The sequence below is a fragment of the Paenibacillus ginsengarvi genome, assembly GCF_003626695.1.
GTDB classification, from domain to species: domain Bacteria; phylum Bacillota; class Bacilli; order Paenibacillales; family NBRC-103111; genus Paenibacillus_AB; species Paenibacillus_AB ginsengarvi.
The window spans coordinates 102932-116893 of the sequence record NZ_RBAH01000009.1 but is presented as its reverse complement, the minus strand read 5'-3'; the positions used below and the strand labels follow the sequence as shown (position 1 = coordinate 116893).

Here is a 13962-nt window from a genome sequence, read left to right as displayed (position 1 = left end):
CTCTCGAATATTGTTTTATGGTTAACGAACAAGTCCCCGCGTATCTACATTCAGCCATTTCTCGAAAGAGCCGCCTCGGATCCCGTTCAAGCGGTCGTGCAGATTCGTTACGACACAGCAATGATTCGGCACGATTCGCACCTGCTCGCCGATCTCGAACTTGCCGTTGTCCGGAACCGTAACGATGCCGTGTTCCTCGCTCAGCCGTTCGATCACAGCGTCCTCATGGCCCAACAAGATGCCGTAGCCGGGATGATATTTGCTGACGTCGCTGCTGAGCGTCTTCGATCCGGCATCGATAATGATCGTGCCCGGACGCGGCTTGCCTACTACGGTAGCGACTACCGTCATGGCCAGCTGCTGCTGTCCGATCAACCCCATCGTCCACTGGGTTCCGTCGCCGAATACGTAAGCGCCCGGACGCATTTCCGTGACGCCGGTACCGGCAATGTCTGCCACAAACTTCGACGTAGGCGTAGAACCTACGCTGATTTCCTCGATCGTGATGCCGGACTCCTCGATTTTCCGCTTGGTGAGCAGCAAGCTTTCGGCTTCCTGCTTGGCCGCCTCGCGAATCGCTTCGCTATCGTTGAAGCCGTACGTATGTCCCGAATGCGTCATAAGACCGGTTACGCGAATGTTCGGCAGGTCGCTGATATGCCGCACCAGCTCCGCCGTTTGCTCCCCGGGTTCTTTGCCGCAGCGGTTCAGCCCGGTATTGACGTCAACGTACAGCAACATGTCGCGTCCCTGCTTCACGCCGAAGGCGGACAGCTGGCGTGCCACCTCCAGATCGTCCGTGCTGAGCGTAATCTTCGCCTTATCCATCAAACGGCCTAGCCGTTCCAGCTTGCGCTCCCCGATGACCGGAAACGCGATCAAAATATCCTTGACTCCCGCATCGGCCATCACTTCCGCTTCGCCTAGCTTGGCGACCGTAATCCCGGTTGCCCCGTAGCGGAGCTGCTCCTTCGCGATCCAGACGCTTTTATGCGTTTTCGTATGCGGTCTCAGCTTCACGCCCGCTCTTGCCGCTGCGTTCGCGGTGTCCCGCAAATTCCGATCCAGAACGTCCAGGTCGATCAGGACGGCTGGTGTATCCCACTGTTCCATGGCATTGGTCCACTCCCCGAATGGTGACTTCGCGATCATCGTATCACAGGCCTACTTTCACATCAAGAAAAACTTTTTCTAAATAGAAAAAAGACCCGAGGGGAATCGTTCCTTCCCATACCGGGTCTTTTCCAAACAAAAAGAGAGGCATAGCGCCCCTCTTCTCTGCCAGGAGCACCGATTATCCTTTGACGGAACCGAGCAGCATCCCTTTGACGAAATATTTTTGCAAAAACGGATAAATGATCAGAATCGGCATCGTCGCCACTACAACCGTCGCCATCTTGATCGTTTCCGGCGGCAATTGGTTGATCTCGCTCGCATTGACGTTCAGCTCCGAGCTGACACTTGGCGTTACGATCATATTCCGCAGCACGACCTGAATCGGCATCAGCTCTTTGTCGGTCAAGTACATGATCCCCGAAAAATACGCATTCCAGTGACCGACCCCATAAAACAGACCGAGCGTGGCGATAATCGGCGCCGACAGCGGAAGCACGATGCGGAACAGCGTCTGCACGTCGCCGCAGCCGTCCACCTTCGCAGCTTCTTCGATTTCCGCCGGCAAATTCTCGAAGTACGTCTTCATGATGAGCAGGTTGAAGGCGGAAACGAGACCGGGAATAATAAGCGCCCAGATCGTATTGAGCAGATGCGTCTCCTTCACGATAATGTAAAGCGGGATCAGCCCGCCGGAGAACAGCATCGTAAACACGATACCCATCAGCACGAAATTGCGGCCCGGCAAAAACTTTTTCGAAAGCGGATACGCCAAAAACGTCGTAATGAGCAAATTGCAAAACGTACCGATGACGGTAATCCGAATCGTGACCCAAAGCGCGGTCGGAATCCGGTTACTGCTGAAAATAAACTTGTAAGCGTCGAGTGTCAAGTCGCTCGGCCAAATGACGAACCCGCCGTTGCGGAGCACTTCCGCGATAGGCGTGATCGACATAACCACGACATAATAAAGCGGAAACAAAGTGGCGAGCCCGAATAAGGTCATGGCCGCATAAATGATAAAGTCGATAACATAGTCCGATTTGGAACGTTTAAGAATATATGACATTGTATGGACCTCCTACCATATTCCGGACCCGCCGAGTTTTTTGGAAATCTTGTTTGCCGCGACGACCAGCACGAACCCGATGACTGACTTGAAGAAACCGACGGCAGATGCGACGCTGAATTCCAAATTCTCGATACCGCGCCTGAATACCCAGGTATCAATAATGTCCCCAACCTCATATACCCGTGCGTTCAAGAAAATGTAAACCTGATCGAAACCGGCTTCCATGATGTGGCCGATCCGAAGAATAAGCAAAAGCACGAATACTTCGCGAATGCCCGGCAGCGTAATATGCCACAGCTGTCTCCACCGTCCGGCGCCGTCCACGACCGCAGCCTCATACAATTCCCCGTTAATGGTAGCAAGCGCGGCCAAATAAATAATCGCCCCATAGCCGGTGCTTTTCCAAATATCGGTCAAAATGAGGATCGGACGGAACCAATCTTTATCCGTCAGCAGATTGAGCGTTTCGCCCATATGATCGCGCCACCAGGTGCTGATGAGACCCGAATCCGGCGCAAGGAACGAAAAAACGAGACCGTAAACGATGATCCACGACAGGAAGTATGGACCGTACGTGATCGTCTGGATCGCGCGTTTGAACCATTGCACGCGAATTTCGTTCAGGATCAGCGCCAGCAAAACGTCCGGCACCATATTGAACACGATCCGGTACACGCTGATAATCAGCGTATTTTTGATCAGATTCGGAAAATCCGGCGACGAAAATACGGTCCGGAAATTGTCGAAGCCGACCCACTCGCTGCCAAAAATACCTTTGGACAAATTGTATTTCTGAAACGCGATCAGAAGTCCACCCATCGGAATGTAATGATAGATGATGAAATACAAAATGCCAGGCAGCATCATCAAGTAAAACCATTTGTAACGGACCAGCGCTTTGCCGGCGTTACGAAAACGTTGCCCAATGCCATGATCCGCGCTCCCGGTAGCAACATGACTTGTCTTCACTGTCATTCCTCCTGTTAGTTGCCTCTCATGTCGAAACGGATGAGCGTTTTTCAAGACTACCCCATACGTTAATGATATTCGTAAAGTTTTCCGAATACAAGGTTTGCATGACGCAAAATATGTCTTTAAAAGGTCTTTATTGCGTCAGGGGTACATCCTGCAAGACGCTCCGATTCACATGACCTTCCTGTAGCACGGAACCCCGAAGCGCATTTCGGTAGGAGTGCTGGAATCGCTTGTGTTGCTTGGGTTTACAGGTACGTAGACAACTACGCCGCCAGAAGGCTCAGCCGCTTCGAAACGAATTGAGCCGTCGGCTTCAAGCTTGACCCGGAGCGATCTTCTGTACCGTTCCCAGTCGTTCACTTTTTTTCCTGTCCATAATTCGAAGCCCATTGCACGCGCTTCGCGAACCAGCTTTCGGATCGAATCTCGCACCGCTTCCCATCTATGAATATGAACCTGATGATAGAGGAAGTGGGCGACGCCGCCTACACGCTTCACCTGCTCGAGGAACGGGCGGATGACCGAATTGTCGGACAAAGTGGACAGCTCCAGATCCTGGGTCAGAAAGCTCATCTCCAGCACGTCGTACATCCGGTTTCCGTCGTTATGCCAAGCGATCGGGAAATACGGGTGGCATGTTCCGAACAGCAGTCCCACATTGCCCTTCTTGCTCGGCCCGCGCGTCTGGTCGGCGGCGATTCCGTGCTTTTCGCACCATTCGAACAGCTCGCCCCAGCCCTCGAAACGGGTGTAATGGTTTTTGTTTGAGGTTACTTCCGTTAGGTCGGCCGCTTCCTTCAGCCAGTTCAATTGCCGGGCGAATTCCGGCTCCGCCCACAATCCTTTTTGCGATTCGAGCGCATTGTAATGGAAGGCAAGCTCATGACCGGCAGCTTTAACTTTGTCATAAATAGGCTTTCCGTAACCGGGCTCCAGCATGCACCAGGTCGTATTCATGCCAAGCTCGTCGAACAGCTCAAGCGTCTTCTCGGCATGCTCGTCTTTATTGATGTCGCTATCGTGGGAAATCATCAGCACATGGGAAATGCCGTCCGGATAATAGCCGACAAAAGGCAGCGTCATCTCTTCGCGGACGATCGCTTGCAGCAGCTGGCCGAGGAACGCTTCACGCCACAGATCGGCGTACGGATAAGCGAAATACGGCATTCCCGTCTCCGTAACGAGCCGGTCCAGCTCCCAATCGACGGCAGCCTGATCATCCGCCTTCAAAATGTTGTCGTTCACAGCTCCCGTTCCGTCCGCTGCTGGAACGCCGTCCTCGAGCACAGGACCTTTGCCCTGCTGCAGCTTGACGATGGTGCTCCATATGTCAACCGACCACCGGTACAGCCGGCCTTGTCCGACCTGAAACGTTTGCAGCGCCGCAGCCGCATATTCGCCGTCCGGGCGGTCGCGTACGATCTGTCCGCTTTCCTGCGACTGTATAGCGTCTTCCTTGACGCGTACCCAGGGCGAGGCCGCCAAAAAACGCAGCGGTACGCCGCCGTCGCCTTGGCCGTCCAAATACGCATATCCGGCATCAAGCTCCTTCGCTTTGGCGTATCCGAGCTTCGAACCCAGCATGTTCAGCCCCGCGCACGTTAAAACGATTCCGCCGCTTTCCAGATAAGCCGTCATCGCTTGGGCCGTTCTGTCGTCCTCGGCACAAACGCCGGCAATGACTATATCGTATCCCTCTGCGGCTACCTCCTGCACATCGGTTAGTTCCGTATACCCCATCCCGGCGTGAGCCAGCACTTCTCCCGCATATTTGCCGAAGGCGTTCAGACCGTACGATTGCAGCGTCGATACCGCTTTCCGGTCGTTCAGTAGAGCTACCCGCGCTTGTTTTGTCATGTCGTAACACTCCTCTGTATGTCTCTAATAATCTGTATAATACATGTATTTATTTATTGAAATCACTTCGAATCGTACCACAAGAAAGCCCTTTCGGCAATGAGGAAGTGATAAACAGACATAATAACGCCCTCTTCCTAGCTGTTTCACTTCCTTCGCTCGGTCAGGCTGTTCCGCCAGCGATAGCGGAACCCCCTCTTCGGAACGGTAGTTAATGGCATTAAGCAGTTTGTCGAAACAGTTATGGTCAGGCCCATCGTCATAACGGCTCCGACTTCCATGAAAAGCAAAAAGCGACGGAAGGACGACAATCGTCCCGCCATCGCTCTTCGGTAAAGCTTTAAACCGCCTTCGGATTATACTTCGGGTCCGGCTTAAAGGAAAGCGGATAAATGCTCTGGCCGCTGCATTCGTTGCATACATGCGTATAACATTCGGACAGCTCCTCCATAACGGAGCCGCATTTGGAGCATTGCTTCTTCGGCAGCGAATCGAAAAACTGGTTCACGTTCGGCAGCATGGTTCATGTTCACGCCCTTTACATTGTACTATGACAGATCAATGATTCAATAATCATATTATATAACAACAGTTTCGAGAAAGCGAACGTTTTTTTGCTGCAAAATCAGTCAAGCGCCCAAACGATTGCACACAAAAATACGGCTCCGGCAGTGAATTTGCCGGCCCAACGAACAAAAACGGCATAGCTTAGCACTATGCCGTCGAACGCCCCACTTCGTTTTCTGTTATATGACACAGTTTGAAGTACAGCGTCAGTCCGCAGCCAACACCCGAAAAGAACCGCTCCCCCACGAACCGAGCCGGCCCGACTCATCCTCGATCTTGCCGAATACCGTCACCATTTTGCGGGATTCATGGATCAGCTCGGCGGTCACCGTCACCGGACCCGGACCCAGCGGCGATAAATAGTGCACGTTCAGGTTGGTTGTGACGATTTTGTCGTTCGGCCTGGCGACCATTGCGGTAATGCCCATTGTATTGTCCAGCAGCGAGGCGTGAACGCCCCCGTGCAGGATGCCGATGCCGTTTAGATGGCGGCTGCCGGCATCCAGCGTCACGACCGTGATGCCGGGCTCCGCGCGCACGAGCACGCAGCCTAGCTCTTCCCAGAATGTCCCTTTGGCCGCCTCCTCCATCTTCTTCACAAACCGTCTAAGCTCCAGATCGCCCTCCATGCCGTTATTCCCTCCAATGCCCGCGGGCGGTTATCGCCTTGTGTGCCGTGCCCGGACCTTACGCCGCGTTTTATGCTACCAAACGACGTATCGCTCGGCCGACTTCACCCGCTCCGCAATGTACCGCTTCAAGCGGATCGTATCCGGCGGCGTATGCCGGGTCCATTTGCGCAGCACCGACAACTGCAACGCCAGCAGATCCCCGGACGCCATCGCGGCTACGGCCTCCCTCGCGTCCAGATCGATTTGCGCAAACGCCTCGTGCACATAGACCGTCGTCATCGCAGCCGCCATACGGCTTCTCTCCTCGCCCGAGGTGTGCGTCAGCTTCTCCACGCGAAGCAGCGCGCTCTCCATCGCATAGATGCGAATCATCATATCGGACAGACGGGCCAGCACCTCCTGTTCCTCCTCCAGCCCCAGGCCATATGTCTGCACCGCCTGGCCGCCGATCAGCAGAAAAATTTGCTTGGCCGTCGCGAGCAGCCTTCGCTCCGCCGCAAACGCCGCTTCGCCCTCCTCCTCCCGCGTCGCAGGCTCGAGCATTTTCTCCTGAACGCTTCCGGCATGCTCCATCAGCGGCAGCTCGCCCTTCATCGCTTTTTTGAGCAGCGTTCCCGGAATGAGCAGCCGGTTGATTTCGTTCGTTCCTTCAAAAATGCGATTGATGCGCGAATCGCGGTATATCCGTTCGATTTTATATTCCTGAATAAACCCGTAGCCGCCGTGAATTTGTACGCCTTCGTCTGCCGCGAAGTCCAGCGCCTCCGTGCCGAATACTTTGACGATCGAGCATTCCAGCGCGTATTCGGCTATCCCTTTGGCCGACTGAACCCCTGCCTGATCGCTGCCGTGGTCGATGTTTTGGAGGATCGCATCGATGAGGCCCGACGTCCGGTAGATCATGCTCTCCAGCACATAAGTGACGATGTTCATATTCGCCAGCTTCTCGCCGATTAACGGAAACGACGAGATCGGCTTGCCGAATTGCGTTCTGCCGTTCGCATACGCGCTGCTAAGCGCGATCGCTTCCTTGGCCGCCCCGACGCATCCGGCGCCAAGCTTGAACCGGCCGATGTTCAATATGTTGAAAGCGATGACATGCCCTTTGCCCGGCTCGCCGAGCAAACGACTAACCGGCACCTTGACTTGATCGAGAATAAGCGGACATGTCGACGATCCTTTGATACCCATCTTCTTCTCTTCCGGACCGATGCTGACCCCTTCCATCGTCCGCTCCACGATAAAGGCGGAAAAATGCTTGCCGTCGATTTTGGCGTAAACGATGAACAGATCGGCGAAGCCGGCGTTCGTAATAAACTGCTTCGCTCCGTTAAGCACGTAATACGTACGATCCTCGGACAGCGTTGCCGTTGTCTTCGCTCCGAGCGCATCCGAGCCGGATGACGGCTCCGTCAAGCAGTAAGCCGCGATTTTCGTCCCGTCCGCCAGATCGGGCAAGTACGCCTGCTTCTGCTCGTGCGTGCCGAAAAACACGATCGGCAGCGTGCCGATGCCGACATGCGCGCCTACCGACAAGGCAAACGAGGAGCCTTTCGCAAGCTTCTCGCTAATAAGCGTCGAGCTGACTTTATCGAGCCCGAGCCCGCCGTATCGCTCCGGCACATCGACGCCGAGCAAGCCTAGCTCCCCCGCCTTGCGCAACAGCTCTACCGTAAGCTTGTAATCGAGCTTTTCCAGCTCGCTATCCCGAGGCAGCACTTCGTTCTCGATAAAATGCTCCGCAGCATCGGCGATCATCAGCTGCTCCTCCGAAAAATCCTCCGGCGTTTTGATTTGTTCCCATGAAGCGGATTCAATGACAAAGCTGCCGCCTTTTGTAATCGCGCTCATCCCTCCACCCTCCCGTTTAATCGGCGTATACTTCAAAAACACCGGCCGCTCCCATACCGCCTCCGATACACATCGACACGACGCCATAACCTCCGCCGCGGCGGCGAAGCTCCCGGATCAGCGTTGCCGTCAGCTTCGCGCCCGTGCAGCCGAGCGGGTGCCCTAACGCGATCGCTCCTCCGTTTACATTTACAATCGCGGGGTCCAGCTCCAGAGTGCGCACGACAGCTATGCACTGCGAAGCGAACGCCTCGTTGATTTCGAACAAACGGATGTCTTCCTTGCGTAAGCCGGCCAGACGCAGCGCCTTCGGAATCGCCTCCACGGGACCGATCCCCATCAGCTCCGGATCGACTCCCGCCACCGCAAACGAACGGAACGCCGCCAGCGGCGTTAGACCGAGGGCAGCCGCTCTGCTTCCGCTCAAAACCGTCAAGGCGGCCGCCCCGTCGCTGATCGGCGAAGCGTTGCCTGCCGTTACCGTCCCGCCGGCGGAGAAGGCAGGCTTCAGCTTCGCAAGCGCCTCGATCGTCGTATCCGGCCGGATGCACTCGTCGCTATCGAATACGAGCGTTTGCGCCGCAGCTCCTTTCACCGAATCGTAGCCATAGATCGTCGTACGCACCGGTTCGATCTCGTCCGCGAACTTCCCGGCCCTTTGCGCTTCGTGCGCTTTCCGGTGGCTTTCCGCCGCAAAACGGTCCTGTTCCTCGCGCGTTATGCCGAACCGCAGGGCCACCCGCTCCGCCGTATGTCCCATGCTCATATACGCCTCCGGCATCCCGGCAACCAAGTCCGGGTGAGGAGACGGCTTGAAGCCCGTCATCGGCACGCGGCTCATGCTCTCGACGCCGCCGGCTACGATCGCATCCGCATGGCCAAGCATAATCCGCTCCGCCGCGTAAGCGACCGCTTGCAAGCCGGACGAGCAGAACCGGTTCACCGTCACGGCCGGAACCGATACGGGAAAGCCCGCATAAAGTGCCATCAGACGGGCGACATTGAGCCCCTGCTCCCCTTCCGGCATGGCGCAGCCGATCACGATATCGTCCACCTGTTCCTTGGCAAGCCCCGGCGTTCGGGTCAAGGCCGCCTCCAGCACCGTTTTGCCCAAATCCTCCGCACGGGTTAACGCCAGTGATCCCCGCCGCCCCCGGCCCACAGCCGTACGGACCGCCGATACGATGACCGCCTCTTCCATGCCTGTCACCTCCCTTAATTTCGAAGCGGCTTACCGGTAGCGAGCATATGCTGCATCCGCGCTCTCGTCTTCGGTTCGCCGCACAGGCTGAGAAACGCTTCGCGCTCCAGGTCGAGCAAATACGATTCGGTGACGGCCGTGCCTGCGGGAACATTCCCTCCGGCGAGCACATGGCCCAGCTTGGAGGCGATTTTAAAGTCGTGCTTCGTTATGCGACCGCCTTCGAGCAGCGTGAGCGCGCCAAGCGTAAGCAGAGCCTTCCCGTCCCGACCGGCGACCTTGACCGATTGAGGCCCCCCGTGGATGTACCCGCTCAGCTCCATGTCCAGCACGTTTCGTCTCGCTTCGTACAGATGCAGGTCCCGGTTCATGACGGACCGGTCAGAGCGGCGCATCAGCCCCATGCGGACCGCATCCGGCGCGCTTCCGGACACTTTGGCCAAGCCGATCGTCTCGAACGCGCGGTTCAGTGCCGGCTGCAGATCGCCATCCGGATCGATCGTCGCCTCGGCGGCGCGAAGCGCCATTTCCTTCGAGCCTCCCCCGGCCGGGATCAGCCCGACGCCCGGCTCGACGAGTCCGTAATACGTCTCGGCGTGGGCGACGACTCGGTCGGCGGCCATACACACCTCTACGCCACCACCGAGCGTCATCCGGTGGGGAGCGGCCACGACCGGTTTCTCCAGCCGTTTCAGCTCGAGCATCGCATTCTGGAATAGACGGATTATCCGGTCGACTTCGTCCCATTCTTCCTCCTGCGCTTCCATAAGCAGCAGCATCAAATTCGCGCCGACGCAGAAGTTGCGTCCTTCGTTCGCAATGACGAGCCCTTTGTAGCTGTTTCGAACCGTTTCCACGCTTTTGCGGATCATCGTCAAAATATCGGCGCCGATCGCATTGTTCGGCGAATGAAATTCGAGACAAGCGACCTCCTCGCCGATATCGATCAAACTGGCGCCAGGACTTGACAAGACGGTGCGCTTTGCCGCCTTCAGCGCCCGCAGCGATATCTGCTCCGGGGGCTCCTCCAGCTCTTTTAGCTCACCCGAACGAACATAAAACGTCCGAGCAGGCTGCCGAACGTAAAAAGACTCGTTTCCGCCGTCGAGATGGTTCTTCACCCATCCGGGAACGGTGCGGCCTTCCCGCCCCATGCGGGTGACCGACTGGCGTAGACCGATCGCATCCCACAGCTCGAACGGACCTAGATCCCAATTGAAGCCAAGCCGCATCGCTTTGTCGATATCGGCAATCGAATCGGCGATCCGCTCCACCTTCTCGGCCGCATAAAGCAGCATGTCTCTGACGATAGACCAGGCGAGAGCCGAGTACCGGTCATCGCCTGCGAGCACGGCTTTCACTTTGGCCGCGGCTCCCTTGGCTGTCTTGGCCGCATCGAGCGAGGCCGACCGAACCGGGGAAGCCGGTACGTAAGCCATCGAAGCCAGGTCCAGCTCCAAAATGCGGCTCGCGCCGCCCTCCTTTACCTTTTTATAAAAGCCTTGCCCGCTTTTCTCGCCGAGCCATCCCCTTCGGACCATATCCGCCAGCCGGTCCGGTACGGCGAATGCCAGCTTCTCGGCAGCATCGTCCGTTCGCTCCGCGACATTGTTCGCTACGTGGATGAACGTATCAAGGCCGACAAGATCAAGCGTGCGAAATGTCGCGCTTTTCGGCCGTCCGAGCGCGGGCCCGGTGACGGCGTCGATTTCACCGACGGTATACCCACCCGCCTCCATAATGTTCATCGTCGCCAGCAGCCCGTATGTCCCGATCCGGTTGGCGATAAAATTGGGCGTATCTTTAGCCACGACGACGCCTTTGCCGAGACGCCGTTCCAAAAATGTCTTCATCGCCGCCACGACAGCCTCGTTTGTAGAGGAGCCGGGAATCAGCTCGACAAGCTGCATATACCGGGGCGGATTGAAAAAATGCGCGCCGAGAAAAAACGCCTTCATCGGACCGGCTATCGCTTCCGCCATCGCTTCAATAGAAATGCCCGACGTGTTGGAGCTGACGACCGTGCCGGGCGACCAGACGGCTTCGATCCGCGTCAGCAGCTGTTTTTTGACATCCAGCTTTTCCGTGATCGCCTCGATAATCCAATCAACGCCGCTAAGCGCGGCGAAATCGTCCTCCACATTTCCCGGCTTGATCCGCCCGGCGCAGCTATCGTCGAAGAAGGCGGCCGGGCTCGCATGACTCAGCCGCGTAAGCGCATCGCCAGCCAGCCGGTTTCGAACACTGCGGTCCGCCAGGCTTTTACCGGAAGCTTCGTCATCCGGGGTTAATCGTTCCGGCACGATATCGAGCAGTAATACGTTCAGGCCGCTATTCGCCAAATGCGCGGCGATCCCGGCTCCCATAACGCCGGAGCCGATGACGGCCGCCGTACGGATCGTTTTCATCGGGCAGTCCCCTCCTCGTTCGGCATGTCGCGCAGCCCGAATACGGAAGCTGCCAGCAGCTCCGCCACGTCGCGGGCGGCGACTCGCCCGTCTGCGAGCATTTTCGTCCCGTCCTCCATCATGGTCAGACAGTAGGGACAAGCGCTGGCGATCACCGAAGGGGCTACCTCCAGCGCCTGCTCGACGCGCGCAATATTAATCCGCTTTCCCGCCTTCTCCTCCTGCCACATCAGACCGCCGCCCGCACCACAGCACATCGCATTGCTGCGCGTACGCTCCATCTCCGCCAGCTCGAGACCGGGAATCGCCTGCAAAATCATCCGCGGCGCATCGTACAAGCCGTTGTACCTGCCCAAATAACACGAATCGTGATAAGTCGCCCTCTCTCGCACCGCATAAGCAGGATTAAGCCTCTGCGCCCTCAGCAGCTCCGCAAGCAGCTCGGTATGATGTACGACTTCCGCCTGAAGACCGAACTCGGGATACTCGTGCTTGAGCGTGTTGTAGGTGTGCGGGCAGGCGGTGACGATGCGACGCACTTTATATTTGCGGAACAGCTCGATGTTCGCCTCGCAGCATTCGCGGAACAGCAGTTCGTTGCCCATCCGGCGAGGCGTGTCGCCCGAGTTTTTCTCTTCGTTGCCAAGAATGGCGAACCGCACTCCCGCCGCAGCAAGCAGCTTCACGAGCGCCGCTGTCACTTTGCGCGTCCGATTGTCGTACGACCCCATCGAGCCGACAAACAGCAAATAGTCGAACTCCGGCTCCTCCCGGACGGTCGGCACCTGCACCCCATCCAGATCGTCCAGCCATTTCGAACGGTCGCTGCGGCTGATGCCCCACGGATTGCCCTGGCGCTCGATATTTTGCATCGTACGCGCTCCGTCCGTCGGCACACTGCCTTCCGTTAGCACCAAATAACGGCGCATATCGATGATTTTGTCGACATGCTCGTTGCCGACCGGACATTGCTCTTCGCAGTTCCGGCATGTCGTGCAAGCCCACAGCTCCTCCGCTGTCATAACATCGCCAATCAGTGCGGTTTCCCGGATTGACGGAGCAACTTCGCCTTCCTCCGCCCGTGCTCCGGGGTGCGGATGAAGCCACCCTTCCTGCTGCCGGCGCATCGTCGGCGCAATATCGGTAACCCCTTTTCCCAACCAGCCGATCCGATCCCCCTCCCCGCCCGGACGAAACACGGAAGCGCCATCGCCGCCGCCAGGGAAAACGAAGGAAGGCACCCACGGCGATTTCGAGGTGACGACCGCCCCTTTCTCGGTCAGATGGTCGCGCAGCTTCACGATCAGATGCATCGGCGAGAGCAGCTTGCCGGTCCCGGCAGCCGGGCACACATTCGTGCAGCGCCCGCATTCGACGCAAGCGTATAAATCGAGCAGTTGCTTGCGCGTAAACTGTTCGATGTCCCCGACACCGAACGATTCCACTTGCTCGTCGTCCAGGTCGATTAGGCTCAGCTTACCGGGGGGCGAGGCGCGGGATAACGCCAGATTGACGGGTGCGGTCAGCAGATGAAAATGCTTCGACTGCGGCACATAAACGAGAAACGCGAGCAAAATGAGCAGATGCGCCCACCAGGCGGCGTAATACAGCACCCCGCCGGCAAAAGCGCTCACGAAGCCGTCCAGCAGCGCTGCGATCGACGAGGCGATCGGCGCTTTGTACGAGAACATTTCTCCGTGCCATACGCGATCGAATGCGGAAGTAAGCAGCACCGAAATCATCAGCGTCCCGATAAAATACAGCACAAGGCTCATCTTCCGGTCGCGCTTCAGCCTGGGCAGCTTCTCCCCGTACCGTCTGTACCCCGCATACAGTACCGCCGCGAGAATGACAAAGACCGTGACCTCCTGCGAGAACAGGAACCATTCGTAGGCGGGAAGCGGCAGATGAACCCCGAACAAGCCTTTCAGCACGATATCGAGCGCGCCGAACTGCACGACAATGAATCCGTAAAATATCGCCGCGTGCATGATGCCGCTTCTCTTGTCCTGAAGCAGCCGCTTATGTCCGAACACATGACCGAGCCACTGTGTGAATCGTTCGCGGTCGAACCGCACGCGCTCGGCCTGCCTGCCGAGCCTCACGTAAGCCGCTCTCCGGCTGACCGCCTGCCAAAAGGCGTAAATGCCGCCGCCCGCCGCACAAAGAAACAGAACGAAGTTGACGATTTTCCAGATCAAAGCTGCTCGCCCCTTTCGTATCCGGCCCTGCAACCGGATTAATCCGGACGACCGCATCATATACATGTGACGATAAGTGAAGCGG

At 57.2% G+C, this 13962-nt stretch carries 10 protein-coding genes; all 10 read right to left on the bottom strand.

The window, feature by feature from the left end; translation table 11 throughout:
- Positions 1–21 precede the first annotated feature (21 nt).
- Positions 22–1152, bottom strand: a complete 1131-nt coding sequence (locus tag D7M11_RS14335) for an alanine racemase (RefSeq protein ID WP_120747920.1) — start codon at positions 1150–1152, stop codon at positions 22–24.
- Between the two features lie 142 nt (positions 1153–1294).
- On the bottom strand, positions 1295–2182 hold the full coding sequence (locus D7M11_RS14330) for a carbohydrate ABC transporter permease (protein ID WP_120747919.1): 888 nt from the start codon (positions 2180–2182) through the stop codon (positions 1295–1297).
- 12 nt (positions 2183–2194) lie between these two features.
- Positions 2195–3154: an ABC transporter permease gene (locus D7M11_RS14325; RefSeq protein WP_240041109.1), complete on the bottom strand. Its 960-nt coding sequence runs from the start codon at positions 3152–3154 to the stop codon at positions 2195–2197.
- Positions 3155–3328: 174 nt separating this feature from the next.
- Complete coding sequence (locus D7M11_RS14320) at positions 3329–5017, bottom strand: polysaccharide deacetylase family protein (RefSeq protein ID WP_120747917.1); 1689 nt, start codon at positions 5015–5017, stop codon at positions 3329–3331.
- Between the two features lie 340 nt (positions 5018–5357).
- A complete protein-coding gene (yhfH, locus tag D7M11_RS14315; RefSeq protein WP_120747916.1) occupies positions 5358–5537 on the bottom strand; it encodes a protein YhfH in 180 nt (59 codons plus the stop codon).
- Between the two features lie 253 nt (positions 5538–5790).
- On the bottom strand, positions 5791–6213 hold the full coding sequence (locus D7M11_RS14310; RefSeq protein ID WP_120747915.1) for a PaaI family thioesterase: 423 nt from the start codon (positions 6211–6213) through the stop codon (positions 5791–5793).
- Positions 6214–6288: 75 nt separating this feature from the next.
- Positions 6289–8067, bottom strand: coding sequence for an acyl-CoA dehydrogenase family protein (locus D7M11_RS14305; RefSeq protein WP_120747914.1), 1779 nt, complete (start codon positions 8065–8067; stop codon positions 6289–6291).
- A 16-nt stretch (positions 8068–8083) separates the two neighbouring features.
- Positions 8084–9268, bottom strand: a complete 1185-nt coding sequence (locus D7M11_RS14300; RefSeq protein ID WP_120747913.1) for a thiolase family protein — start codon at positions 9266–9268, stop codon at positions 8084–8086.
- A gap of 14 nt (positions 9269–9282) precedes the next feature.
- On the bottom strand, positions 9283–11676 hold the full coding sequence (locus D7M11_RS14295) for a 3-hydroxyacyl-CoA dehydrogenase/enoyl-CoA hydratase family protein (protein WP_120747912.1): 2394 nt from the start codon (positions 11674–11676) through the stop codon (positions 9283–9285).
- Positions 11673–13877 (bottom strand): (Fe-S)-binding protein, encoded by a 2205-nt coding sequence (locus D7M11_RS14290; protein ID WP_193556194.1) that lies wholly within the window; start codon positions 13875–13877, stop codon positions 11673–11675. The genes D7M11_RS14295 and D7M11_RS14290 overlap by 4 nt, the downstream gene beginning before the upstream one ends.
- Positions 13878–13962 lie beyond the last annotated feature (85 nt).